Genomic DNA, 26,125 nt, shown 5'->3' on the forward strand with positions numbered 1-26,125 from the left:
CGCTGCGGCGCGCCAATTGTTCCACCGGCGGCAACAAAATCAATTTGCAACGCGCCGGAACGGAAGTCCCTGCGAGACATTGTGACAATATCGATCACAATTTCTAACAGGAGGCTTCCATGGGACGCGGCATTTTGCTCTGGTTGCTCGGCATACCGATCCCGATCATCATTCTGATCATGCTGTTCGTACGATAGGGGGCACTTATGCAGTCCACCCTATCGGCTGTCGACGTTTCCACTTCAACAGAATCCTCCTCCACCGCCGTCAGTTGGGGACCGATCATCGCCGGTGCCTTCGCGGCCTCGACGCTGACCTTCATCCTCATGCTGCTGGGCTCCGGGCTTGGATTGAGCATGGTGTCGCCCTGGTCGGGATCCGGCGCATCTGTCACCACTTTCGCGGCATCCACTGCCGTCTGGCTGATCATCGTGCAATGGCTGTCCTCGGGTGTCGGCGGCTACCTTGCCGGACGCCTGCGCACCAAATGGGTCGGCATCCACACGGACGAGGTGTATTTCCGTGATACCGCCCATGGCTTTCTTGCCTGGGCGTTGGCCACACTACTCGTCGTCGGCGTGCTTGGCTCCGCGCTTTCCGCTGCCATAGGCTCGGGCGTGCAGGCGGTGTCCACCATCGCGTCTGGTGCGGCCATGGGCGCATCGGCGGGGGCTTCGGCCAATGCCGGCAGCGCGTCGGCCGACAATGCGACATCCTACCTGGTGGATTCACTGTTCCGTCCGGCCGATCCGGGCAAGCTCGCGGCCGCCAATCCGGACAGCGATGCGGCCGCGGTCGGGCAGGCTTCGCGCATCCTGATCGCCGGCGCCGCGGCAGGCGAGGTTTCCGCAGACGACAAAACCTATCTGTCGCAGCTGGTCGCCGTTCGCACGGGGCTTTCGGAAGCAGATGCCAGGACCCGGGTGGATGCCGTCCTCGCCAAGGCCCAAGACGCCAAGGTCAAGGCGCAGCAGGCCGCCGACACAGCCAGGAAGGCCAGCGCGACGTTTGCCCTGCTTGGTGCGCTCTCGCTGGCGATCGGCGCCTTTATCGCCAGTGCTGCCGCGGCCCTTGGCGGCAGGCAGCGCGACGATGAGGAAGCGGTTTTTATCACCAACCGTTGAACTGCACTTGCAACAAAGCCACTCTGGCCCGCCCGGAGCGGCTTTGCTTTGAAGTTGTCGAGCGGCGCTGCCTTGGCCCCGTTCGCTGAAATCCGTTCTTATTTTCGGGGAGGAATCGCCGGCACTTCGGCTTGGCTCGGCTCCAGTTTGCGACCGAGGTCGACAGCGTCGCGCAGCACGGCGAGATGCGAGCGCGGCTGATCGCCGGCGGCAACCTCGATACCGGTCGCCGCCAACGACCAGTACAGCGTGTGGGTGAAGACACGGCCGAGGGAACCGCGCAGCTCGACCTGGATGTTTTCTATGCCCGGGCCGAAATTCTCCGCCATCGGCCCGGAGATCGGGTCGCCCGTCAGCCAACCGTTGCCGCGGTCGAAGATATTGGTCCAGCGCGTCGCAGCAAACACCGCGCCATGATGCACCGCCCGCTGCGGCTTGCCGGAAGAACGGTTGCGCCCTTCCTGATAAAGCACGGTGCCACCGGCCGCCGCTCCCTCGGCAATCGGCGGACATGCCGAGAACAGGCGTTCGGCGATGCCGCGCCTGAATTCGGCGAGATTGTGCGTCACCAGAAATTCGCTGTGGGTCAGCGGGCTACCAAGCGTGACGAAATCGCTGATCTTCCAAGGCCGATGGTTGTCGTCCCTGGTGCGCAGTTGGCGATAGAGCTCCCACTGATCGCGCCGGAACCCGGCAAGGTCGTCAAGGCTGCCGGGCCATGCCGAGCCGTCGGCAACAAGCGTCGCCTTGTCGATGGCGTGGATAGCTTTCAGTTTCGCCTTGTCGCGGATGGCCTCCAGTTTTCGGGGCCTGAAATCGGACCATAAGATCTGCAACAGGTCATAGGCGATCATCGAGCCGAGGCTGTGCGAGACCAGCACGATGCGATCGTAGGTATCGTCCATCATCAGACGCTTCAGCAGCTTCAGGCCGCGGTCGCGGATCAGCGCCCGCTTCTCTACCGTGGCCGCTTCAGCGCGCACATAGGCCGCGACATCGCCGAAATAGGGAAGGCCAAAACGGTCCACCGACCAGATGACGAACGAGGCCAGGATGGTGACGAGGACGCCGACGGTCCACGAAATCTGCTGCTGCCAAACCGACGTCGCAAGCGCGAGCGTCGCGACCAGGACGATGATGACGGCAACCAGGGTGACCAGATAGAGCTTTCGGGCGTCCGGCGGTATGTCGGCGGGCTTGCGCCACAGCAGATTTGTCACCCAGGCGGCAAGCCGGCCTCGCGTCGTGCCCTGCGTGATGTCGGCCCAGTAAAGCTCGTAGAAGTCGGTGCGGCGGCCATCGACATCGTAGGGCGTGGTGATGCGGCGAAGTTCGTACGAATTGGTCCGGCTGTCGGGAGTGATCCAGCTCTGGTTGATCTTCGCGCCGGCGGGGTCGGCCGGATCGGCGACATGGGCATAAAACGGCGCGCGGTTGGGGTCATGGCTCCAGACAGCCTGGACAAAGCCTCGCAGCGTATCCATCGGCCGCTGTTCACCCATACCATGCACGATCACCACCGCCTGGCCAGGCTTGCGCGGCGCTTTCCCGGCGGGCGGCGATGCGATCGGGTCAGGCACCAACGTCTCCGTCGACGACAATCCCGCCGTCGAGGCGGGAATTCGTCATCGTAGCGCCGAAATCGCCGTCGAGCCAAGAAAAAGCCCGGCGCGAAGCCGGGCGATTCTTGGCGTGTCCCGGCGCTTATCCCGGATCAGTGATCCATGGCTTTGACGATCTCTTCGGTCATCTTCTTGGCGTCGCCGAGCAGCATCATGGTGCCGTCCTTGTAGAACAGCGTGTTGTCGATACCGGCATAGCCGGAACCGAGCGAGCGCTTGACGAACAGGCAGGTGCGCGCCTTGTCGACGTCGAGGATCGGCATGCCGTAGATGGGTGAGGACTTGTCGTCGCGCGCGGACGGGTTGGTGACGTCGTTGGCGCCGATGACATAGGCAACGTCGGCTTGCGCGAACTCAGAGTTGATGTCCTCAAGCTCGAACACCTCGTCGTAGGGCACATTGGCTTCGGCGAGCAGCACGTTCATGTGGCCGGGCATGCGGCCGGCGACCGGGTGGATGGCGTACTTCACGTCGACGCCATTGGCCTTGAGCTTGTCGGCCATTTCACGCAGCGCATGCTGCGCCTGGGCGACCGCCATGCCGTAGCCCGGCACGATGATGACTTTCTGGGCGTTCATCATGAGGTAGGCGGCATCGTCGGCAGAACCCTGCTTGACCGTGCGTTCGATGCCGTCATCGGCGGCCGCTGCCGTCTCCCCACCGAAGCCGCCGAGAATGACCGAGATGAAGCTTCGGTTCATGCCCTTGCACATGATGTAGGACAGGATCGCGCCGGATGAGCCGACCAGCGCGCCGGTGATGATCAGCGCCAGATTGCCGAGCGTGAAGCCCAGCGCCGCCGCCGCCCAGCCGGAATAGGAATTCAGCATCGAGACGACGACCGGCATGTCGGCGCCGCCGATCGGGATGATCAGCAGGATACCGAGCACCAGCGAGGCGGCAACGATCAGCCAGAAGACCAGCTTGGACTCGGTGGTGACCAGCAACACGATCAGCACGACGAGCGCGATGGCAAGTGCGGCGTTGATGAAGTGGCGTGCGCCGATCATGATCGGCTTGCCGGACATGCGGCCATCGAGCTTGAGGAAAGCGATGACCGAGCCGGTGAAGGTGATGGCGCCGATGGCGACGCCAAGGCTCATCTCGATCAGGGCCTGGGCATGAATGTCGCCATCCGTGCCGATGCCGAAGCTTTCCGGGGCATAGATCGCGGCAGCCGCCACCATGACGGCGGCGAGGCCGACCAGCGAGTGGAAGGCAGCGACCAGCTGCGGCATCGAGGTCATGGCGATGCGGCGCGCGGTAACGGCGCCGACGCCGCCGCCAATGGCAAGGCCGAGCACGATCAGGCCGAAGCGACCGGCGGACGGGGTCGCCAGAGCCAGTGTGGTGGCGATGGCAATACCCATGCCGATCATGCCGTAGAGATTGCCCTGGCGGCTGGTGGTCGGATGCGACAGGCCGCGCAGCGCCATGATGAACAGGACACCGGAGACGAGGTAGAGGAAGGACGCGAAGTTGGCGTTCATGGCGCTCTACTTGTCCTTCTTCTTGTACATGGCCAGCATGCGCTGGGTGACGAGGAAGCCGCCGAAGATGTTGACCGAAACCAGCATCAGCGCGACGAAGCCGAAGCCCGCGGCAATGCCGGAGGCGGCGATGCCGACGGCAAGCAGCGCGCCGACGACGATGACCGAGGAGATGGCATTGGTGACGGCCATCAGCGGCGTATGCAGTGCGGGGGTCACCGACCAGACGACGTAGTAGCCGACGAAGATCGCCAGGACGAAGATGGCGAAGCGGAAGACGAAGGGATCGATGGCTCCGCCGGAGAGCGCATGCGCGGCATCACCGGCTGCGTCAGTGCCGCCGGGCGCGGTCGCCATATTGTGCACCGCCAGCCGGACGGCGGCGGAGGCCTGGTCGAGCTGGTCGAGGGCTTTCTGCAGGGTCTGGTCCATCACGCGATCCCTTTCGGCTTCGACGAGGGCGACTTGGGTGCGGCCGCCTTCTTGGGCGCGGCTTTCTTGGGCGAAGCATCGGCGACCATGGTCTTGGCCGGGATCGCGGCCGGCTCGACATATTGGCCCTTTGCCGGCTGCTGGTCGGCTTTCACGAAAGCCGGATGAACCACCTTGCCGCCATCGGTCAGCATCGTTGCCTTGACCAGATCGTCGTCGCGATTGATGGCAAGCGTCTTGGTCGTCTTGTCGACCAGCGTCTCGAGAAAGGCGAACAGGTTCCTGGCATAAAGCAGCGAGGCCGACGCCGCGATGCGGCCAGGCACATTGAGATGGCCGACAATCTTGACGTTGTTGGCGGTGGTGACCACCTTGCCGGCTTCGGCGCCCTCGACATTGCCGCCGCGCTCGACCGCGAGGTCGACGATCACCGAGCCCGGCTTCATCGAAGCGACCATCGCCGCCGAGACCAGCTTGGGCGCCGGCCGGCCGGGAATGAGCGCCGTGGTGATGACGATATCCTGCTTGGCGATGTGCTCTGATGTGAGTGCCGCCTGCTTGGCCTGATATTCCTTCGACATTTCCTTGGCGTAGCCGCCGGCCGTTTCGGCCGCCTTGAATTCCTCGTCCTCGACCGCGAGGAACTTGGCGCCGAGCGAGGCGACCTGTTCCTTGGCGGCGGGGCGAACGTCGGTGGCGGTGACGACCGCACCAAGCCGGCGCGCGGTGGCGATCGCCTGCAGGCCAGCGACGCCAACGCCCATGATGAAGACCTTCGCCGCCGGCACCGTGCCGGCCGCCGTCATCATCATCGGCAAGGCGCGGTCATATTCCGAAGCCCCGTCGATCACCGCCTGATAGCCGGCCAAATTGGCCTGCGAGGACAAGACGTCCATCGACTGCGCGCGGGTGATCCGGGGCATGAATTCCATCGAGAAAGCGGTGACGCCGGCCTTGGCAAGAGCTGCCACGGCGGCATCGTTGCCGTAGGGGTCCATGATGGCGATCACAGCCGCGCCGGGCTTGTAGCTCTTCAGCTCGGCATCACCAGGCCGGCGCACCTTCAGCACCACATCGGCCTTGGCGACATCGGAAGCCTTGCCGATAGCAGCGCCGGCGCTCGCATAGTCGGCATCGATGATGCGCGATTTCAGACCGGCACCGGCCTCGACGACGACGTCGAAGCCCAACGCCGCCAGCCGTTTCACCGTATCGGGCGAAGCCGCGACGCGCGGCTCGTTGGCATCGAGCTCACGAGGGATGAAAACCGTCTGTCCCACCGCATGATCCTTTCGGCCGGAAGCTATTTCCCGCAAGACGCCGGCCGGCCTCGCGGCGGCGCCGTGGACAAGATGTCGGAAAAATCTATCGGAGGATAAAGGCGCCGACAGCCAGAATCAGCACGAACAGAATGGTCGCCGAGAAGAAGCCGCCCGCGAAGAAGCCGAAGGCCATCGCCAGGAGCAGGGCGCCACAAAACAGCGAGCCGTACTTGGCCAGCGCGAGGAAGCCGGCATAGGTGCGGTCATGCTCGGCATAGTCCATCTTCGCGCCCAGTTCGACAGGACCAGTCGGCGAGTGATCAGCCATAGGAATACCCCTTCGAAGACATCTTTCAGGCACATAGCGAAAAGCCGCGCCGAGAGCAATGGCGCTATTGCGCACAACAACCGACAACTGCCTCAAAGAAAGATTGAAGCCAGCAGTCGACGCCGCGACGGAGTCCGATCGCTGGATTCTGATGCTTGATGCGGAACTCCGAAGGGCGGACGCTTGCGTGGCCTAAGCCGGCGCCTCAGCCGGCTAGATGCGGAAATAGCCCGAGCAACCCGACGACGATCAGATAGAGCGCGACGATGTAGTTCAACAGCCTTGGCATGACCAGGATCAGCACGCCGGCGATCAGCGAGATGAGCGGGGTTAGCGCAAGTGTGGAAATGGTCATGGCGGGGTTCCCTCAAAAACCTCAGATCGACCCGGAGCGCTGCTCGTGGCCTCACCCAGAACGCCGAAGTCGCCAAAAGGCTCCTGTCGGCCCTGCAAAATCGTGTGGATCCCTGCCGTATCAGGCGGCTTCGTGATAGTATTTTGCCGTCGGCAGGATGGTCAGCGGCGCGAGTTCCCCGACATGCGGCGTATCGAACAGCATGCGCTGCTCCATTGGCGTCGAGCGGAAGAACGGGAACCGTGAGAAGGACCGCTCGCGGATTGCGTTGACGTCGGCGCGGTAGAGCACGACCTTGTTGAAAACGCCCGGATAGGCGCGCGACTCGCTGATCTTCTCCGAGTAGTAGATACGCTTGTAGAAGCCGGCGTGATCCTCGCGAATGGTCGACAGGCAGTAGGGCGCGTTGAAATGGAAGCACGCCATGCCGGCCAGCCGCAGCGTCAGGTAGGGAATCTGCGGGTAGACGCGCGACCATTCGGGATCGGACGCAAACCGGCTGGGACAGATGAAGCTCAGCCCGTCACGAAGCATCGGCATGACGATGTCGCCAAAGGCCTTGGTGGAAGGCGACATCGGCGTCGCCAAGGTGACGTGATGGATACGCAGCGTGCTGACGAGTTCCTGGTCGATATAGACCCCGAAGCGGTACACATTCGGTGCCTCGTCGAGCTCATCGTGAATGGTATGGTTTTCGTTGTCGGGCACCATATCGTTCGAGCGATATGACTTGTAGCGCAGGCGGTAGATGTCCTCGAGATCTTCGCCCTTGTCGCAGCGGCGGTACTCTGTCCGCTCAAGCATCGCCGAAACGTTGCGGGCGAAGCTGGACATGGTGTCGGCGGCGTCCTTGCCGTCCTCGCCCGTCACCGGACGAAGCGAACTCAACTGCACAATCATCAACTCAATCCCCGTACATTGCCGCCGCGATCCGACACTACGACAGGGTCTTGGGATGTAAAAGATGAAAACAGGAAGCAGCCCGTTTACCAGTCGTTAAGGTTAACGATTGCTAAAATAAAACTAAAATTGGTGGTTTTCTTCGTTTTCTGCGTCGCGACGGGGAAAGAGCGTGTCTCGAACATGACGGGAAGCGGCTGAAATTCTGGCATGGCCCGCGATGTGCAAAGAAACCTCGAATGCAGTGAATGCCTAAAGCCTGGGCGCCTGTTCAATCCTGATGGAAACAGGGATGGGCTCTCAGTGCCTGGGCACCATGCGCCAGGCGCCGCAAATCAGCGGCGTACCGCCTTTTTGGCGGTCCTGATATCCTTGGCGAAGGGCCATACCGTGTTCGACATCGTCTCGATGCCGGAAGCGCTGAGCGCCGAACCGAACAGGAACCCCTGGACAAGATCAGGCTTGACCTGCAGCGCCAGGATCTTGAGCTGCTCGAAGGTCTCGACCCCTTCGACGGTCACCGAAAGCCCCAGCGGCCGCGACAGGTTGACGATACCCTTGAGCAGCTCGAGCGAACGGGGATTCTGGGTGACGTCCATCAGGAAAGAGCGGTCGATCTTGATCTTGTCGAGCGGCAGCTTGTGCAGGTAGCTCAGGCTCGAATAGCCGGTGCCGAAATCGTCGAGCGCGATGCGCACGCCAAGCTGCTTCAGCTCCTCAATATACTGGCGCGTCAGCGACTTGTCATCGAGCAGCGCCGTTTCGGTGACCTCGATCTCGAGCCTACTGGCGGCGAGGCCGGAGCCGGCCAACGCATCGCGAACCTTCTGGATGACATCGCGGCTGCGGAAATCCTTGGCCGAGAGATTGACCGAGACGCTGGTCTGGTCGGGCCATTTGGCGCATTCGGCGCAGGCTGCCTGCAGCACGAAGGTGCTGATCTCGGAAATGATGCCCATTTCCTCGGCCAGCGGAATGAAGATGCTGGGCGAGATTGGCCCGAGATCTGGATGATCCCACCGGCACAGCGCCTCGCAACTGGCGATACGCATTGTGCTCATCGCCACGATCGGCTGATAGACCACCCGCAGGCTCTTGCCCTCTACCGCGGTGCGCAGATCCGCCTTCATCAGCTGACGGTTGCGGAAGGCGGCATCCATCGAAGCTTCGAACAATCGCCAGCTGTTCTTGCCGAGTTCCTTGGCCTTGTAGAGCGCCAGGTCCGCCTTCACGATCATGGCGTCGACATCGGTATCCTTGACCCGTGACAGCACCGCGCCGCCGCTGGCCTGAATGCGCAGCCCGTGACCGGCGACGTCGACTTCCCCTTGCAGGCCGGCGAAAATCTCGTCGAGCTGGCTGGTCAGATGGCTCTCATCCTCGACGCGGTCGAAGAAGATCATGAACTCGTCGCCACCGAAACGGCTGACCGTGATATCTTGCTTGGCAATGGCGCCAAGCCGCTCGGCAACGGCATAGATCAAGCCGTCGCCGATCGGATGGCCAAGCGTGTCGTTGACGCTCTTGAAATCGTCGAGATCGAGCACCGCAAGGCCGCAGAGACGGTCGCGATCGCCGGACGCCATGGCCTCGCCCACCAATTCATGGAAATAGGCGCGGTTGGGCAGGCCGGTGAGATTGTCGTAGCGTGCCATGAAGCGGATCTTGTCTTCCGCCTCGACACGGGCGGTGACGTCCTCGAAGGTGATGACGCCCAGTTCCTGGCTGCCCTCGCGAGCCGAGAACTCGTAATGCTGGCCGTTGGCGAGGGAAACCAGCACCTTGCGGTCGCGACCCTCACGCAGCGCACGCGTCAGCTGCGCCTCGATGTAGCGGCAATCCTTGGGCGCCAGCATGCCGCCGGCGACACCGCGCATCAACAGACCGTGGATCGACCGTCCGAGCAGCGCGTCGGGCGACTTGAGCGACATCAGATGCGCGGCCTCGGCATTGGCCACCGCGACGCGGCCGTCCGGACCGAGCATGACAAGGCCGTGCGACATGGTGTTGAGCGCCCGGTTGAAGCGCTGGGCAATGCGGTTGGCCTTCTTCTCTTCCGAGACGGCCGCAAAAAGCACATCGCGTACGGTGTTGGCGAATTTCCGGATGGCGAACAGGAACGGCGCCGACAGGAGCCCGAGGAGGACATGGTAGATGTCGCCGCGCAGCAGGAAGCCAAGCGAGATCGGCCAGGTCAAGGCAATGGTCAGGATGGTGACCATGCGCGGCGAGCCGTAGTTGCGGCCGGCGATGGAGGTCGCCGTCGCCAGCGTCAGGCAAACGGAGGCGATTTCGGCGAAACCATCGCGCGCGAAATAGATGCCGAGCAGGCAGAAAGCGCCAAGCGTCAAGCCATGCAGGGAGCCATAGAGAATGTAGTCATTCTCACGCTTGTGCGCCTCTTCCCAGGTCGTCGGCGACGGCATGCTGTTGTATTTTCGAAAGTTTCTCATGCGGAACACACCGACGAGAACCATCGAGATCGCGACCAGCAAATACCGCGGATCGCCGCTCTTCCACCAGACCAGGCCGATCAGGAAAGTCTGCGCGAGAATGCCGATCGAAAGCGTCAGCCCGTCGCGAAACAGGGTTTCCACGAACGGAATATAGACGTCGACCGGGATCTCGTTCTTTTTTCGCAGATTCAACGCCTGAATCCCAACCCTGGGGAGCCAAGCAGTGCCACATCCGCCTTAAGAAAGATTTAGAGAGACCCTCGCGCTCCTGCCGTCAAGCCGGGTGACGCAGCGGAAAGCAAGGAAACTGTCGTTCAGGTAAACAAGGCGTATCGATCATTCGGCGGCCTGAAGTTCGGGCCGCGCCGGCGTACTCGACAGGCGTTCGAGCAGCCTTTGGCGCTCGCCGGCGGCCTTTTGCGCGCTGGCTTGACGGACGTGGCCATAGCCGCGGATGAGGGCAGGCACCGAGGCCAGCGCAACCGCCGCATCGACCCTGGCTGGGGCCAACGATCCGGCGATGAGCTCCAGATCCGCCTCGTACCGCGCCAGCAGCTGCCGCTCCATGCGCCGTTCGGCGGTGTAGCCGAACAGGTCGAAGGCAGTGCCGCGCAGGCCCTTCATCGCCGCCAGCACGCGAAAACCCTTCATCATCCACGGGCCGAAGCTCGATTTCCGCGGGCTTCCGTCATTGCCGCGACGGCCCATGATCGGCGGAGCGAGGTGGAATTCGAGCCTTTCGTAGCTCTGGAACTGCTTGCCCAGTTCGGCGGCGAAAGAGCCGTCCGTGTAAAGACGCGCCACCTCGTATTCGTCCTTGATCGCCATCAGCTTGAACAGGTTCCTGGCGGCAGCCTGCGACACCGCGGTCGAACCAGGCACGGCCTTCGCTTCGGCGGCGCGCAACGCGGCCAGTTTTCCGGCATAACGCCTGCCATAGGCGGCGTTCTGATAGGCGGTCAGGAAGGCGACGCGGCGGGCAATGATGTCGTCCAGCGTCTCGGCGGTATCCGTGGCCTGGCCTGCCTTTCCAGCCGCGGTCGGGCCCGGCTGGGCAACCAGCCCGCGCACGAAATCCGGCTGATGGGCAGCGCGACGGCCCCAGCGGAAGGCGGCGATGTTCATCGCCACGGCTTCGCCATTGAGCTCGATCGCCTTCTCGACCGCCTCGGCGGACAGCGGCAGGCCGCTGTGCTGGAAGGCAAAGCCAAGCATGAACATGTTGGCGCCGAGCGAATTGCCGAAAAGTGCCGTGGCAGTGCGGGTGGCATCGAAGAAATGTGCCTTGTCGTCGCCCGCAGCCGCGCGGATCGCCTTTTTCAGCCGCTCTATCGGCAACGAAAAATCGGCCGAGCGGGCGAATTCGCCGGGCATGATCTCGGCGGTGTTGGCGACGAAGATGGTGTGGCCCTCGCGCACCGCGGTCAGCACCTTCTTGGCGCCCGACACGACGAGATCGCAGCCAAGCACGAGATCGGCCTTCCCTGCCGAAACGCGGATCGCATGGATGTCGTCCGGGGTACGGGCGATGCGGACATGGGTGAACACCGAGCCGCCCTTCTGGGCGAGGCCGGCCATGTCGATCATGCCGCAGCCCTTGTCCTCAAGATGCGCCGCCATGCCGAGCACCGCACCGACGGTGACGACGCCGGTGCCGCCGACGCCGTCGATGATCGCCGCCCAGCCCTGCTCGCCAAGCGGGAATTGCGCCGGAACGGGCACGCCTTCCAGCGGATCGGCCTGGCCGGCCAGGCCCTCGGCCTTGCGGATCTTGGCGCCGTGCACAGTGACGAAGGACGGGCAGAAGCCGTTGACGCAGGAGAAATCCTTGTTGCAGCTCGACTGGTCGATCTTGCGCTTGCGGCCGAATTCGGTCTCGACCGGCTGGATCGAGACGCAGTTCGACTGTACGCCGCAATCGCCGCAGCCTTCGCAGACCAGTTCGTTGATGAAGACGCGCTTGTCGGGATCAGGGAATGTGCCGCGCTTGCGGCGGCGGCGTTTTTCGGCGGCGCAGGTCTGGTCGTAGAGCAAGACCGAAACGCCCTTGACGTCGCGCAGCTCGCGCTGGACGAGATCGAGGTCGTCGCGGTGATGGATAGTGGCACCGGCCGGGAATTCGGCTTTGCCAGCATATTTGTCCGGCTCATCCGTGACGATGGCAATGCGGTCGACACCCTCGGCCCGCACCTGCCTGGCAATCATATCGACGGTCAGGCCGCCTTCGTGCGGCTGGCCGCCGGTCATGGCGACCGCGTCGTTGTAGAGGATCTTGTAGGTGATGTTGGCATCGCTCGACAGCGCGAAGCGGATCGCCAGCGTACCGGAATGGTTGTAGGTGCCGTCGCCAAGATTCTGGAAGATGTGCTCGCGCTTGGAGAACGGCGCCTGGCCGACCCATTGCGCGCCCTCGCCGCCCATGGCCGTGAAGCCGACTGTGTTGCGGTCCATCCACAGCGCCATGAAGTGGCAGCCGATGCCGGCCGCGGCGATCGAGCCGTCCGGCACCTTGGTGGACGAATTGTGCGGGCAACCGGAACAGAAGAACGGCGTGCGCGAGCCGATGTCGGTGGCCTCGGTGAGCATTGCCTGGAACTGGCGCAGTTTTGCCACCCGCGCCGAAATCTCTTCGGACGGGCCGATGGTCCTGACGATCCTCTCGCCAAGCGCGATGGCGATCTCGTTGGGATCGAGCGCGCCTTTGGCCGGAAACAGCCAGTCGCCGCGCTCGTCCTTCTTGCCGATAATGACCGGTTGGGTGGCAGTGCCATAAAGGCTTTCGCGCAACTGTACCTCGATCAGCGAGCGCTTCTCCTCGACGACGACGACGGTGTCGAGGCCGCGGGCGAAACCGGCGATGTGATGCAGGTCGAGCGGCCAGGGGCAGCCGACCTTGAACAGCCGCACCCCGATGCGGTTGGCGGCCGCTTCGTCGATGCCGATATCCTCCAGCGCCTGGCGAACGTCGAGATAGCTCTTGCCGAGCGTGATGATGCCGATCTTCGGATTGCGGCCGCCCGAATAGACGATGCGGTTCAGCCCATTGGCAAGGATGAAGGCGGAGGCCGCGGCGCGCTTGTGTTCATGCAGCCGCTCCTCCTGGCCGAGCATGTCGATCTCGTGGCGGATGTTGAGACCGCCAGGCGGCATGTCGAACTCCGGCACGACGATGTTCAGCCGCTCGAGCGCGGCATCGACCGAGGCGGTCGATTCGATGTTGTCCTTGACGCATTTGATCGCCGCCCACGTGCCGGCAAAGCGCGACATGGCGAAGCCGTAGAGCCCGTAGTCGATGATCTCCTGGACACCGGCCGGGTTGAGGATCGGCACCATCGTGTCGACGAACAGGAATTCGGTGGCGTGCGCATTGGTCGAGGATTCGGCCATATGGTCGTCGCCCATCAGCGCAAGCACGCCGCCATGCTTCGACGATCCGGCGAGGTTGGCGTGGCGGAACACATCGCCTGAGCGGTCGACGCCCGGGCCCTTGCCGTACCAGACCGAAAAGACGCCGTCATGAGTGCCCTCGCCCAGCAGCTCCGTCTGCTGCGCCCCCCAGCAGGCGGTGGCGGCAAGCTCCTCGTTGAGACCCGGCTGGAAGATGATGTCAGCCTGGGCGAGCTGTTTCTTCGCCTTCCACAGCTGCATGTCGAGGCCGCCGAGCGGCGAACCGCGATAGCCGGAGACGAACCCGGCCGTGTTCAAGCCGGCGCGACGGTCGCGCTCGCGCTGCATCAAGAGCATGCGAATGACCGCCTGCGCGCCGGACAGGAAGATGCGCTCCTTTGCGAGATCGAACTTGTCGTCGAGCGCGACGTCGTGCAGCGTCATCAGGCATTTCCTCTGCGGAGGCCACGCGGGGCAGGCAGCCAACGTCGGGGTCGGATGACGCATCCTTTCTCCCCTTGCAAGGCAGGTCAAACAAAATCGCAGATGCCAGGCAACGCGCAACGAACAGTCCGCGGCCATCCTGAATCGGGTATGAAACCGATCCGCGGACATTGCCCGGCGCATGAACATTACAGCTGCGGCGCGGCCGGCCGCGACGCGTCAGCCGCCTTTCGAGCAATCTGGCTTCGGCTCGCCCGGCAGCTTGCCGTCGGGATGGCCGACGAGATCGGGATTGGCGGTGTAGAGCTGGTCGATGACCAGCGGCCGGTCGGGCAGGATCGACTGGTCTTCCGTCGACATCAGCGTGGTGTCGATCTTCTGCAGGACCGCGCCGTCGGCGCCCTTGATGCTGATGGCAATCGCATAGGGCTTGTTCTTGACGACGCAGGTCAGTGCCGGGCTCTCCAGCGTCACCTTGTCGAGCTTCGGCCAGACCTTCTGCTCGACCACCAGAGGTGCGCCGCCGGCGGGATCCTGGAAGCTGGCGACCGCCACCTGGCCCTCTCCCATCGGCTTCAGCGGCCGCAGGGTCACCACATAAGTCGCCCTGGCGAGGCGGTAGTTGAAAACGAATATCTTGCCGGAAATCTCGAACAGCTTGCCTTCGGCGTCGCCGGTATCGCGGCAGGCGCCGAGCGCAACGGCCACGATGAGCGCCGCGCCAACAAGGATCGAACGGGAAAGGCCGCTACGCATTCTTGACCTCATTTTCCGCCATGCGACGACGGCGATAGTGACGGCTTGCCTTCTGACGGTTGCCGCACACCGCCATGTCGCACCATAGGCGGCTGGAATTGCGGCTTCTGTCGACGAACAGCCAGGTGCAGTTGGGACAGATCCTGAGCCTTGCGAGAGTATCGTCGCGCAGAAGCGATAGCGCCGAAACCGCCAGCGCCGCCTCGAAGGCGATCGGCGTCAGGGGATCACCGAATGGCCTTCCCGGCGCACCGATCTCGGTCCGGCTGCCGGCCAGACCCTCGGCGCAGGCGCTCAGGAATCCGGGCAGATCAGCGGTGGCGACCGCGCCCTTCGACACCGCTCCACGAAACAGCCGGTCCGTCGCCTCGCGGATCGACAGCACGACGGGTGCGATCGCCATCGCTGAGGATACCGCCAGCGGCCTTTCGCCAAGCTCGGCGGCGCGAAAGCGGCTCGCCGCGTCGGCGAAGCGGGCAATCTCGGCCGGATCTTCGAAGCGGTCGAACGTCCGCCCCGGATCGCCGCGCAGCACGACGGTGTTCGCCGTGTCGAGCGCAAGCAGGCCGCCGGTGAAGCGGTGCGGGGTCCATGATACCGTCATGGCGAAAATCTAACCGATAAATCATATTTGACAAGTTAGATTCAGCGATGCAACCTCACTCCGGGATGCGGTGGTCTCCGCAGCCTTTTGAGCATGCTGTTGGCCAGGACCGCTTCGCACTTTTGGGCGGCATGCTTCGAGGTTTTGCATGCTCTATTTCTTCCAGCAGGTGCTGAACGGGCTGCATTCGGGCGCGCTGTATGCGTTGCTCGCCTTTGGCTATGTGCTGACCAACGGCATCCTGCACCGCACCAATCTCGCCTATGGCGCGTTGTTCGCCTTTTGCGGCCAGACCATGATCCTGACCGCGGCCTTCGGCTATCAGGTGCTGTGGCTGACGCTGCTGGCGGCGGTGGCGCTCGGCGTCGTCGCTGCGTTCCTCTATGCCGCGCTGATCAGCCACGTGCTGTCGCGCAGTGTCTTCGAACCGTTGGCCGACCGCACGCCCAATGCAATCGTGGTGACGACGCTCGGCATCCTGCTGCTGCTGTCCGAAGCGAGCCGCATCGCCGCCGACACGCATGATCTGTGGCTGCCGCCGATGCTGGCGGAGCCCATCGTTTTCGCGCAGGGCGCGACCTTCAAGGCAACGCTGACGCTCATCCAGCTTATCGACTGCGCCGTGGTGGTGGCGGCAATCGCGCTGGCCAGCTGGGCATTTGCCCGATCGAGCTTCGGACGGCGCTGGCGCGCCGTCTCCGACGACCCCAAGGCTGCCGCGATGTGCGGCGTCGACGTACGCGCGGTGTTCCGGCACGCGGTGCTGTTCGGCGGCTTCTGCGCCGCGCTGGCCGGTGTCATGGCCGGGCTCTATTACGGCAATGTCAGCTTCGGGTCGGGCCTCGTCTACGGACTGAAGATCCTGTTCGTGACGGCGGTCGGCGGCTATCTCTCGCCACCGCGCGCGGCGCTCGGCGCGGCCGTCTTCGGCATGGCCGAATCGCTGTGGGCCGGCTATTTCCCGGTCGAGTGGCGTGACGCGTGGATGTACCTGTTCCTGGTCACGACGCTGATCCTCATCGGCGCCGGCCGCGACACCGGCAAAATCGCCTGAAAACGTCAGACTTTGGTTGCATGACGCGAGGGCAGATCGCCGGTATTGGGCACTGTCTGCCATGCGATGATATTCGCTGCCTCTATCCTTGTTGACCCGTCAGTCCACGCGCGGCATACCGTTGGACCACGTGGCGTGACGGACAAAAAGGGGGAAGCCGGCACGCCTCCGGTACAAGGGAGGAATGCATGGCAGGGCTTCTCGCTCTATCCAGGACTATTGATCGCGCCAACGAGTTCATCGGCAAATGGATATCGTGGCTGATCCTGCTGGCGATCCTGGTGAGCGCCGCCAACGCCATTATCCGCAAGGTGTTCGACATATCGTCGAACGCTTGGCTCGAGCTGCAATGGTATCTGTTCGGCGCCGCCTTCATGCTGGCCGCCGCCTATACGCTGAAGCAGAACGAACATATCCGCATCGACGTCGTCTACGGCCTGTTTCCACGCCGCGTGCAGCACTGGATCGACCTTTTCGGGCATGTCTTTTTTCTGATGCCGTTCGTGACGCTGATGGTGATCTATTTCGTTCCTTATGTGTCGCTGTCGTTTCGCAGCGGCGAGATGTCCAACAATTCCGGCGGCCTGATCATCTGGCCCGCCAAGGCCATCCTGCTCGTCGGGTTTTTCCTGCTGGCGCTGCAGGGCATCTCCGAGATCATCAAGAAGATCGCCATCATGCGCGGAGACATGGACGACCCCAATCCCTTCATATCGGTGCATGAGCAGGCCGAACTCGAAGCCAAGGCGCTGGCCGACGAGGTGCGTTCGTGATGGAGTTCATCGCGCAGAACATGGCGCCGATCATGTTCGCTTCGCTGATCATCTTCCTGCTGATCGGCTACCCCGTCGCTTTTTCCTTGGCCGCCAACGGCTTGATGTTCTTCTTCATCGGCGTGCTGCTGTCTCCCTATTCCGGAGGATCGATCAACCTCGCCTGGCCGCTCCTGCACGCATTGCCGGATAATTTCTACGGCAGCCGGGTGATGTCGAACGACACGCTGCTGGCCATCCCGTTCTTCACCTTCATGGGCATCGTGCTCGAGCGATCGGGCATGGCCGAAGACCTGCTCGACACGATCGGCCAACTGTTCGGGCCAATCCGCGGCGGCCTCGCCTATGCGGTGATCTTCGTCGGCGCGCTTTTGGCGGCGACCACCGGCGTGGTGGCGGCTTCCGTCATCGCCATGGGCCTGATCTCGCTGCCGATCATGCTGCGCTATGGCTATGACCGCCGGCTCGCATCCGGTGTCATTGCCGCCTCCGGCACGCTTGCCCAGATCATCCCGCCGTCGCTGGTGCTGATCGTGCTTGCCGACCAGCTCGGCCGCTCGGTCGGCGATATGTACGCGGGCGCGTTGATCCCGGGCCTCGTGCTCACCGGCCTCTATATGTCCTATATCCTGATCATGTCGATCATCCGGCCGAACTCGATGCCGGCGCTGCCGCTCGAGGCCCGTACACTTGGCCATGGCGTGATGTCGCTGCTGGTGGCTTTGCTGGTCACATCGGCGGTTTCCTACGCGGCATATCGTTATCTGGCGCCGGCGCATGGCGACAATGCCGACATTCTTGGCGCGACTGCCGGGGTGCTGTTCATCTACATCGTCGCCATTGCCGACAAGCGCCTGAACTTCAACATGATGTCCAGGCTCGCGCAGCAGGTGATCATCGTGCTGATCCCGCCACTGGCGCTGATCTTCCTGGTGCTGGGCACCATCTTCCTGGGCATCGCCACGCCGACCGAAGGCGGCGCCATGGGCTCGGTCGGCGCCTTGTTCATGGCGGCGGCCAAGGGGCGCTTGTCGCTTGACGTCGTCAAGCAGGCACTGGCCTCGACGACAAGGCTGTCGTCCTTCGTGCTGTTCATCCTGATCGGCGCACGGGTGTTCTCGCTGACCTTCTACGGCGTCAACGGCCACATCTGGGTCGAGCACCTTTTGACGTCGCTGCCGGGCGGCGAGGTCGGCTTCCTGATCGGCGTCAACATGCTCGTCTTCTTCCTCGCCTTCTTCCTCGATTTCTTCGAACTGGCGTTCATCATCGTACCGCTGCTGGCGCCCGCCGCCGACAAGCTCGGTATCGACCTGATCTGGTTCGGCGTGCTCCTGGGCGTCAACATGCAGACCAGCTTCATGCACCCGCCCTTCGGCTTCGCGCTGTTCTATCTGCGTTCGGTGGCCGCGCGCGTGCCCTATCTCGATCGTCTCACCGGCAAACAAATCGCGCCGGTGACGACCGGGCAGATCTATTGGGGCGCGGTGCCCTTTGTCTGCATCCAGGTGATCATGATCGGGCTGACCATCGCCTTCCCGCAAATGGTGATGCACTACAAGGGAACGACCGTCGATCCGGGCACCATCGACTACAAGGTACCGGAGGTGCCCGGCCTGTCGCCGCTGGGCACGCCGCCGGCGGATGGAGCGGCGCCCGCTGGTGGCGCCACGGCGCCGGCCGCTCCTGACCTTTCGCAACCGCCCAGTTTCGGCGATCCGACACCGGCAAAGCCGGCAGCGCCACAGCCCGACCTGTCGCAACCGCCAAGCTTCAACTGAACCGGCATGGTCAAGACCATGAAAGCGGTGCGGCTGGAAGCAGTGGGCGGCATCACGCTGCGCGACGTCGACATGCCTGACATCGGTGCGGATGAGCTACTGGTGCGCATCGAAGCCTGCGGCGTCTGCGGCACGGACCGGCATCTGTTTCACGGTGAATTTCCCTGCACGCCACCGGTGACGCCCGGCCATGAGTTTTCCGGCATCGTCGAGGCGATCGGAACATCGGTCTCGGGTTTTGCCATCGGCGATCGTGTTACCGGCGACCCCAACATAGCCTGCGGGCGCTGCGCGCACTGTCACGCGGGACAAGTCAATCTCTGCAGCAATCTGTGCGCGATCGGCATTCATCGCGACGGCGGCTTTGCCGAATATCTTGCCTTGCCGCAGAAGCAGGCTTTCGTCCTGCCTGTAGGCCTGAACCCCCTGCACGGTGCCTTCTGCGAGCCGCTCGGCTGTTGCCTGCACGGCGTCGACCTTGCCGGTATCAAACCGGGCAGCTCGGTGGTCGTGCTTGGCGGCGGCGTGATCGGCCTGCTTACCGTGCAGCTGGCAAGACTGGCGGGAGCCACGACCATCACTCTGTCGACCAGGCAGGCTTCGCGGCGCGCCCTCGCCGAGGACCTCGGCGCGACAGCGACGATCGATCCGACAGCCACCGATGTCATCGATGCGATCGCCGGACCGGCCGGTCTGGCGCCAGGTGGCGTCGACGTCGTCTTCGAATGCGCCGGCGCGCGAGAGACCGTCGAGCAGTCCATGCGCCTGGCCCGAGCCGGCGGCACGGTCGTCATTGTCGGCGTGACGCCGCAAGGCATGAAAGCGGAATTCGAGCCGTTCGACCTGTTGTTCCGGGAACTGAAGGTGCTCGGTTCCTTCCTCAATCCCTACACCCATCGCCGCGCCGCCGAACTCATCGCTTCCGGTGCGGTCGAGATCGACAGGCTGATCTCCAGGCAGGTGTCGCTTGAAGAAGCGCCAGCGGTGATCGCCAATCCGCCGGCGCCCGGCGAGGTCAAGGTTCTGGTGGTGCCGCGCCGCGGCTGAACCGCCGGCTTCGCCTCCCGGCATATACAGAAAAGCTCCCTGAGCGGGGTCCGCCCAGAGAGCTTTTGAGCAGAAGTCCGGCCGGCTACAGCTTGCCGTTGCGCTGCTGGACCATCATGAAGGTGTCGTAATTGTATTCGGCCACCTGTGCCCAGAGATAATGCTCCTTGCGGAAGCCCTTGATCGATTCCCAGATCTTCTTGAACGGGGCGTTGGAGGCTTCCATTTCGGTATAGACCTCGTTGGCCTTTTCGAAGCAGGCGGCCATGATCTCCTGGCTGAACGGGCGCAGTTTCGCGCCGCCGGCCACCAGCCGCTTCACCGCCGCAGGGTTCAGATAATCGTATTTCTGCAGCATGTTGGCGTCGGCCGCCTGCGCGGCAGTGTGCAGCAGCGACTTGTACGTCGGCGAAAGCTCTTCGTACTTCGCCTTGTTGAACATCAGGTGGACGGTCGGGCCGCCCTCCCACCAGCCGGGATAGTAATAATAGGGCGCCACCTTGTAGAAGCCGAGCTTCTCGTCGTCATAGGGGCCCACCCATTCGGCCGCGTCGATGGTGCCTTTTTCCAACGCCGGATAGATGTCGCCGCCGGCGATCTGCTGCGGCACGACGCCGAGTTTCTGCACCACCTTGCCGGCAAAACCGCCGATTCGCATCTTGAGGCCGGAAAGGTCGGCCACCGTGTTGATTTCCTTTCGGAACCAGCCACCCATCTGCACGCCGGTGTTGCCGCCCGGCAGGCCGAAAAGACCCTGCGTGGCGAGAAACTCGTTGAACAGATCGATGCCGCCGCCATGGTAATGCCAGGCATTCATGCCGCGTGCGTTGAGCGAAAAGGGAACCGCCGCACCGAGCGCCCATGTCGGGTCCTTGCCCCAGTAATAATATGCCACCGTATGGCAGGCCTCGACCGTGCCGGCCGTGGTGGCGTCGGCGGCCTGCAGGCCAGGCACCAGCTCACCGGCAGCAAAAACCTGGATCTGGAAATTGCCGTCGGTGGCTTCCGACAGCATCTTCGAGAACACCTCGGCGCCGCCATAGATGGTGTCGAGCGACTTCGGGAAGGACGACGCCAGCCGCCATGTCACCTTGGGATTGGACTGGGCGATTGCAGGCGCCGCCAGCGTGGCCGCCGCCGCCGCGGCACCGACGCCGGTGACACCGGCCTTGCGAATGAATGAACGACGATCCATGAAGTTCCTCCCTTTTGGATCAACAGGCCGACGTCAGAAAATCCTCGGTTTCCGTGTCGGTTCGTTCGAGACAATACACAGGCAAGAAGTCGAGTCCAGCAGGCCGGCCCGATTTGACGGCGAAGCCCGGCTGCACTGCAACTATAGTCTAACAGGCCGTTTCGTGGCCCATGCGACACGCCGAAACTTGGCATGGAAAAATAACGTGGGATCGCCTATTTTGAAGGCAGGTATCCCTTGCCCCGATGGAACACAGAGCCCAAATGCATCAGCCGCTCGTCGCCATATCGACCGACGTCCGCCAGTTCGACAACTACACTTGGCACGCCGCCCCACAACAATATCTGGAAGCGGCGATCACCGGCGCCGGCGTGTTCCCGGTGCTGGTGCCATCGTTCGGCGACCGGCTCGATTTCGACGAACTCCTGTCGTCGGTCGACGGCGTCATGGTCACCGGCTCGAAATCCAATGTGCATCCCTCGCTCTATGGCGGCGACGCCAGTGAAGCCAATGGCCCCTATGATCCGGCGCGCGACGCCACGACGCTGCCGCTGATCCGCCGGGCGATCGAACGCGGCGTGCCGCTGCTCGCCATCTGCCGCGGCATCCAGGAACTGAACGTGGCGTTGGGCGGCACGCTCGGCACCGAGATCCAGGAGCGCGAGGGCTCGCTCGATCACCGCGCGCCGGTGAGCGACAAGCAGGACGAACGCTTCGCCATCCACCAGACCATTTCGATCAAACCTGACAGTTGCCTGGCCGGTGTGTTCGGTGCCGGCGACATCAAGGTCAATTCGTTGCACCGCCAGGCGATCGACCGGCTCGGCTCGAAGCTGCAGGTCGAGGCCGTCGCCACCGACGGTACGGTCGAGGCGGTTTCGGTGCGGGACGCCCGCGCCTTCGCCGTCGGCGTGCAATGGCATCCGGAATACTGGATCAAGTCGGACAGCAATTCGGTGAAAATATTCCGTGCCTTCGGCGATGCGGTTCGGCTGCACGCCGCAGCGAAGGCCGGCGCGCGGGCCGCAGCGGAATAATCAGTCGCCGGATTTTTTATCACGGGTGGCCGCCAGCGACAGCAGCGGCAGCGCCGGGGCATAGGATTCGTAGCCGTCGCCATCGGCAGCCGCGAAGGTGACGATTGGATCGGTGCCATTGGCGCTGAAGGCAACGGTGCCATCGTTTTGCTCGCGCCAGAACTTCGCCTGTTCTATGCCCGGCAAGAGCCGACGGCATTTGGGAGCAACGGTGAGCAACGACAAACCGTCCGAAATTTCGGCCCCGCGGCTGACTGCACAGACCGCTTCATCGCCATTGGCGACCAGCCTGTAGCTGTTGGACGGGGCGGCCTCGTTGGCTACGCTTTCCCGGCTGCCGCCATGAAACAGTTGAATGCCACCAAACAGCGCTGCGGCAGCGATCAATGCGGAAAGTGCTTTCATCATTCTTCATCCACGTACACGGACAGGTTGAACAATGATTCCAAAGGGTTAAGCTGACGTTAATAAATGTGGCAGCCACGGATCAGTTTCTAGCCTTCACATGCGCCGTCTCAGGCACCGGCGTCAGCGGCCGGCGCTCGGTGAACCAGGACACCAGATTGTCGACGCACAGATCCGCCATGGCGCGGCGTGTATGGTCCGAGGCCGAGCCGACATGCGGCAGCAGCGAGGTGTTGGGCGCGTCGAGCAGCGCCTTGGGCACGTTCGGTTCGTCGGCAAAGACATCGAGGCCGGCAGCGGCGATGGTGCCGTTGGCAAGGGCTGCCGCAAGCGCTGCCTCATCGACCGTGCTGCCACGGCCGATGTTGACGAAGACGCCGTTGGCGCCAAGCGCCGACAGTATCTCGGCATTGACCGCCTTCTCCGTCGAGGCGCCCCCCGGCGCGACCGAAATCAGCGTATCCACGGCTTCGGCAAGCCCTTTCAGGGTCGCATGATAGTGGTAGGAAAGACCTTCGACACGGCGCCGGTTGTGGTAGGCGACCGGCAAGCCAAAGGCTTCCAGACGCCGGGCAATGGCCTGCCCGATGCGGCCCATGCCGAAAATACCCACACTGCGCCCGCGCAAGGTCAGCCGGCTCAGCGGATAATTGCCCTTGCGCACCCAGCTGCCGTCGCGCAGCCAGGTCTCGGCGCGCGGCAGGTCGCGGATGGTGTTGATCAACAGCCCGATCGTGGTGTCGGCGACCTCCTCGGTCAACACGTCGGGCGTGTTGGTGACCATGATGTTTTTCGCCGCCGCATGACCGACATCGACCGAATCATAGCCGACGCCGAAGGAAGCGATGAGTTCGAGGTTGGGCAATGCATCCATCATCGCCGCGTTGATGCCGGCGAACGAAGCGATGCCGCGCACATCACTGCGCATCTCGTCGGTGACGAGCGCCGGATCGGCGCGTTCAATTCTGACACGCCTGAACGTGCGGTTGATGCGGTCGACCGCGTGGTCGTTGAAATCGCCCGGCACCAGGATGGCGACGGTCTGCAACTGTTCGGCCTTGGTCATGCACGCTCCACCGGCTTGCCGGTCGACTGACGCACATGCAGTTCCGGCTTGATCAATTCCTGCGAGGGTCGCACCGTCTGCCCGTTGAGCTTGTCGAGCAGCGCGCTGGCGGCGCGGCGGCCAACCTCGCGCTGGCCGTTCCAGACTGTGGTCAGCGCCGGCGTCGCGATCGCCGCCTCTTCGAGGTCGTCATAGCCGGTGACCGAGATGTCGACGCCCGGCACCAGGCCGGCGCGGGCAATGCCGTTCATCAGGCCGATGGCGACGAGGTCGTTCCAGCAGCAGGCTGCCGTCGGCCTGTCCTTCAGCGCCAGGAACTGTCCGGCGGCCTCGAAGCCGGCCTGCTTGGTGCGCGGCCCGGCGATGCGCCAGGACGGCCTGACTTCCAGCCCGGCCGCCTCCATCGCGTTGATATAGCCTTGGTAGCGGTCACGGCCGGTCGAGGTCTGGTCGGTGCCGCCGATCATGGCGATGCGCTTGTGGCCGAGCGAGATCAGGTGGTTGGTGGCGAGGCCTGTTCCATAAGAGTCGTCGCCGCGAAAGACCGGCACGTCGGCACCCTCGACGGTGCGCGCGATCAGCACAGCCGGCAGGCCGTTCTCCTCGGCCATCACGATGTCGGAAGCCGGCGTGCCTATCGCCGGCGACATGATGACCCCGTCGGCGCCGAGCTGCAAAAGCGTATCGATGAAAGTGCGCTGCTTTTCGAGCTGATCATAGTGGTTGGACAGGATGAAGGTTTGCCGGCTGCGGTCGAGCTCGCTTTCGATCGAGCGCAGGATCTCGGCGAAGAACGGGTTCATGATGTCGTGCACGACGACGCCGACAATGCCGGAACGCGAGGTGCGCAGGCTGGCGGCGCGTCGGTTGTAGATATAGCCGATGGCGCGGGCATGTTCCTTGATGCGGTCACGGGTGGTCCCGGCAACAAGAGGGCTGTCGCGCAGCGCCAGCGAGACCGTGGCCGTGGACACGCCGAGCGCATCCGCGATCGTCGAAAGCTTGATTTTTTGTGCCAGCGACGTGCGCTCCCCGGACCTGACTTTCCAGACCTAAACTGTTTAAAGGCGGCGTTATGCCACCGATCGGGGGCAAATCAAAGTTTTTTTGCCAACGCCTCGGCCTCGACGTCCGAGGCCGCGCGGCTCCGCAGCCGAAGCCTATGCTCGCGATGGACGATGTAGAGGCCGCTGGCGACGATGATGGCGGCGCCGACCAGCGTCCAGCGGTCGGGAAACTGCTTGAAGACGATCCATCCGGAAATGATCATCCACACCATCTGCGAATAGGGATAGGGCGCCAAAGCCGTGGTCGTCGCCAGCCGGTAGGCCTGGACGAGCAGCCAGTGACCGACGCCGCCGAACACGCCGAGCATCAGCAGCACGAACCAGTGCCAGCCGTCATGCGGCAGGGAAAACGAAAACGGCAGCAGGGGCAACAGCAGCAGCGCCGGCGCCAGCGCCGAAAACAGGATGAGGCTCTCCGATGTCTCGGTCGCCGACATGCGGCGCGTCATGATGACGTAGAAGCAGTTCGACAGCATCGAGCCGAGCGCGAAGAGATGTCCGATGCCGAACACGCCGACGCCCGGTCGGGTGATGATGAGGACGCCGGCAAAGGCCGCCAGGATGGCCAGCCAGCGCCGCCAGCCCGCCCACTCGCCAAGCAGCGGACCGGCCAGCGCCGTGATCACCATCGGCCCAAAGAAATAGATCGAGGTTGTCTCGGCCAGTTGCAGGGATTTGAGCGCCAGGACATTGAATATGGTCGATCCGAACAGGAAAGCCCCGCGCAGGATATGCGCAGGCAGGTTGACCGGGCGAAACCGCATGGGTTGGCGCCAGCCGCGCAACAGGGTGCCGACCAGGATGACATGCACGGCAAAGCGCACCCAGGCAACGACCAGCACGGAAATGCCGGCGAGGACGAGGTATTTGCTTGATGTGTCGAGGAAGGTGAAGCAGACGTAAGTGGAAAGCATGCACAGGATCGCCACAGGGGGCGTCGCGCTTTCTACATGTCTTTGGGGAGCACTCACTTGCAGGCCGGGTGGGAGCTGGGCTGGACCCACCTTTGCGGGAATTGCCGGCTCCCGGCAAGCCAATTGTCGGCTGTCGCCACGCCAAAGCCGGCTGGCACAACAAGTGTCGGCGGCAGGCTTAGTCGATGCCTCTGAAGCTACGGGTGCATACGGGCGCCCTTGGTGATCTTGTCGACCAGCTTCTTGTCGGCGCGAAGCGCGATCCCGACCGCCTTGGCGTCTTCAGGCGCAAATTCGGCGAAGACGGCGCGGTTGGCCGCGTCAAAGCCGGTCGAAAACATCTCCTCGACATAGAGCGAGGTGGTCACGCCGCGCTCCAGCGTGCGCCGGTGGATCGTGCCCAGCGTGGCCTGGTCGGCGGACAAAACGATGACCGGCTGGATCGACAGCGGGTTATAGAGATTGCCGGCGCGGTCGCGATAGGGTTCACCGATGATATCGGAAAACTGCGCGACGATGCCGCTGGTCAGGAAGGCGGTGACGTTGAGTTTCTGCCAGACCGCCAGATCTTCCCTGAGCACGATTGCAAATTTCGTATCGAACATGAGACATTGGCCATTCGGTTT

Annotated in this window: 23 protein-coding genes; 6 read left to right on the forward strand and 17 right to left on the reverse strand. The window is 63.4% G+C overall.

Going from position 1 to position 26,125, the window contains the following annotated elements; translation table 11 throughout:
- The first annotated feature begins 206 nt into the window (after positions 1-206).
- Positions 207-1,124: a hypothetical protein gene (locus MESCI_RS01645; RefSeq protein WP_013528199.1), complete on the forward strand. Its 918-nt coding sequence runs from the start codon at positions 207-209 to the stop codon at positions 1,122-1,124.
- Between the two features lie 98 nt (positions 1,125-1,222).
- Here MESCI_RS01645 and MESCI_RS01650 read toward each other — a convergent pair whose 3' ends face one another.
- From MESCI_RS01650 to MESCI_RS01700, 11 genes are all read right to left on the reverse strand, one after another.
- On the reverse strand, positions 1,223-2,704 hold the full coding sequence (locus MESCI_RS01650) for a hypothetical protein (RefSeq protein WP_013528200.1): 1,482 nt from the start codon (positions 2,702-2,704) through the stop codon (positions 1,223-1,225).
- 134 nt (positions 2,705-2,838) lie between these two features.
- A complete protein-coding gene (locus MESCI_RS01655) occupies positions 2,839-4,236 on the reverse strand; it encodes an NAD(P)(+) transhydrogenase (Re/Si-specific) subunit beta (RefSeq protein WP_013528201.1) in 1,398 nt (465 codons plus the stop codon).
- 6 nt (positions 4,237-4,242) lie between these two features.
- Complete coding sequence (locus tag MESCI_RS01660) at positions 4,243-4,668, reverse strand: NAD(P) transhydrogenase subunit alpha part 2 (RefSeq protein WP_013528202.1); 426 nt, start codon at positions 4,666-4,668, stop codon at positions 4,243-4,245.
- Positions 4,668-5,948, reverse strand: a complete 1,281-nt coding sequence (locus MESCI_RS01665) for a Re/Si-specific NAD(P)(+) transhydrogenase subunit alpha (RefSeq protein WP_013528203.1) — start codon at positions 5,946-5,948, stop codon at positions 4,668-4,670. Before MESCI_RS01665 ends, MESCI_RS01660 begins: the two co-directional genes overlap by 1 nt.
- An 85-nt stretch (positions 5,949-6,033) precedes the next feature.
- Complete coding sequence (locus MESCI_RS01670; RefSeq protein ID WP_013528204.1) at positions 6,034-6,258, reverse strand: aa3-type cytochrome c oxidase subunit IV; 225 nt, start codon at positions 6,256-6,258, stop codon at positions 6,034-6,036.
- Positions 6,259-6,463: 205 nt separating this feature from the next.
- Positions 6,464-6,613 carry a DUF3096 domain-containing protein gene (locus MESCI_RS01675; protein WP_013528205.1) on the reverse strand — a complete coding sequence of 50 codons (150 nt, stop codon included), beginning with the start codon at positions 6,611-6,613 and terminating at the stop codon, positions 6,464-6,466.
- A 120-nt stretch (positions 6,614-6,733) separates the two neighbouring features.
- Positions 6,734-7,513 (reverse strand): N-acyl amino acid synthase FeeM domain-containing protein, encoded by a 780-nt coding sequence (locus MESCI_RS01680; protein WP_013528206.1) that lies wholly within the window; start codon positions 7,511-7,513, stop codon positions 6,734-6,736.
- A 335-nt stretch (positions 7,514-7,848) separates the two neighbouring features.
- Complete coding sequence (locus tag MESCI_RS01685; RefSeq protein ID WP_013528207.1) at positions 7,849-10,161, reverse strand: putative bifunctional diguanylate cyclase/phosphodiesterase; 2,313 nt, start codon at positions 10,159-10,161, stop codon at positions 7,849-7,851.
- 144 nt (positions 10,162-10,305) lie between these two features.
- Positions 10,306-13,800, reverse strand: a complete 3,495-nt coding sequence (locus MESCI_RS01690) for an indolepyruvate ferredoxin oxidoreductase family protein (protein ID WP_013528208.1) — start codon at positions 13,798-13,800, stop codon at positions 10,306-10,308.
- A 219-nt stretch (positions 13,801-14,019) separates the two neighbouring features.
- Positions 14,020-14,556: a hypothetical protein gene (locus MESCI_RS01695; RefSeq protein WP_013528209.1), complete on the reverse strand. Its 537-nt coding sequence runs from the start codon at positions 14,554-14,556 to the stop codon at positions 14,020-14,022.
- Positions 14,549-15,160, reverse strand: a complete 612-nt coding sequence (locus MESCI_RS01700; protein ID WP_013528210.1) for a CGNR zinc finger domain-containing protein — start codon at positions 15,158-15,160, stop codon at positions 14,549-14,551. Before MESCI_RS01700 ends, MESCI_RS01695 begins: the two co-directional genes overlap by 8 nt.
- A 148-nt stretch (positions 15,161-15,308) precedes the next feature.
- Between MESCI_RS01700 and MESCI_RS01705 the strand changes: the two genes are divergently transcribed.
- The 4 genes from MESCI_RS01705 (at position 15,309) to MESCI_RS01720 (ending at position 19,815) form a co-directional block, all read left to right on the forward strand.
- Complete coding sequence (locus MESCI_RS01705) at positions 15,309-16,214, forward strand: branched-chain amino acid ABC transporter permease (RefSeq protein WP_013528211.1); 906 nt, start codon at positions 15,309-15,311, stop codon at positions 16,212-16,214.
- Between the two features lie 188 nt (positions 16,215-16,402).
- Complete coding sequence (locus MESCI_RS01710; protein ID WP_013528212.1) at positions 16,403-16,987, forward strand: TRAP transporter small permease subunit; 585 nt, start codon at positions 16,403-16,405, stop codon at positions 16,985-16,987.
- Positions 16,987-18,768 (forward strand): TRAP transporter large permease, encoded by a 1,782-nt coding sequence (locus MESCI_RS01715; RefSeq protein WP_013528213.1) that lies wholly within the window; start codon positions 16,987-16,989, stop codon positions 18,766-18,768. Before MESCI_RS01710 ends, MESCI_RS01715 begins: the two co-directional genes overlap by 1 nt.
- 18 nt (positions 18,769-18,786) lie before the next feature.
- Positions 18,787-19,815, forward strand: coding sequence for a zinc-dependent alcohol dehydrogenase family protein (locus tag MESCI_RS01720; RefSeq protein WP_164919992.1), 1,029 nt, complete (start codon positions 18,787-18,789; stop codon positions 19,813-19,815).
- Positions 19,816-19,900: 85 nt separating this feature from the next.
- Here MESCI_RS01720 and MESCI_RS01725 read toward each other — a convergent pair whose 3' ends face one another.
- Positions 19,901-21,010, reverse strand: coding sequence for a TRAP transporter substrate-binding protein (locus tag MESCI_RS01725; protein WP_013528215.1), 1,110 nt, complete (start codon positions 21,008-21,010; stop codon positions 19,901-19,903).
- 263 nt (positions 21,011-21,273) lie between these two features.
- Between MESCI_RS01725 and MESCI_RS01730 the strand changes: the two genes are divergently transcribed.
- Entirely contained in the window at positions 21,274-22,047 is a 774-nt protein-coding gene (locus MESCI_RS01730; RefSeq protein WP_013528216.1) for a gamma-glutamyl-gamma-aminobutyrate hydrolase family protein, read from the forward strand.
- Here the strand turns inward: MESCI_RS01730 and MESCI_RS01735 are convergent, their stop codons facing one another.
- From MESCI_RS01735 to MESCI_RS01755, 5 genes are all read right to left on the reverse strand, one after another.
- Positions 22,048-22,452, reverse strand: a complete 405-nt coding sequence (locus tag MESCI_RS01735; protein ID WP_024501916.1) for a hypothetical protein — start codon at positions 22,450-22,452, stop codon at positions 22,048-22,050.
- Positions 22,453-22,534: 82 nt separating this feature from the next.
- Positions 22,535-23,518, reverse strand: coding sequence for a 2-hydroxyacid dehydrogenase (locus MESCI_RS01740; RefSeq protein WP_013528218.1), 984 nt, complete (start codon positions 23,516-23,518; stop codon positions 22,535-22,537).
- A complete protein-coding gene (locus tag MESCI_RS01745; RefSeq protein WP_081714208.1) occupies positions 23,515-24,537 on the reverse strand; it encodes a LacI family DNA-binding transcriptional regulator in 1,023 nt (340 codons plus the stop codon). The genes MESCI_RS01740 and MESCI_RS01745 overlap by 4 nt, the downstream gene beginning before the upstream one ends.
- Before the next feature lie 77 nt (positions 24,538-24,614).
- Entirely contained in the window at positions 24,615-25,499 is an 885-nt protein-coding gene (locus MESCI_RS01750; RefSeq protein WP_063173523.1) for a DMT family transporter, read from the reverse strand.
- Positions 25,500-25,696: 197 nt separating this feature from the next.
- The gene (locus MESCI_RS01755) at positions 25,697-26,104 is read right to left on the reverse strand and encodes a DUF2000 family protein (RefSeq protein ID WP_013528221.1); all 408 of its coding nucleotides are present in this window, start codon (positions 26,102-26,104) and stop codon (positions 25,697-25,699) included.
- Positions 26,105-26,125: the final 21 nt, after the last annotated feature.

It is taken from the genome of Mesorhizobium ciceri biovar biserrulae WSM1271 (assembly GCF_000185905.1).
GTDB lineage: Bacteria > Pseudomonadota > Alphaproteobacteria > Rhizobiales > Rhizobiaceae > Mesorhizobium > Mesorhizobium ciceri.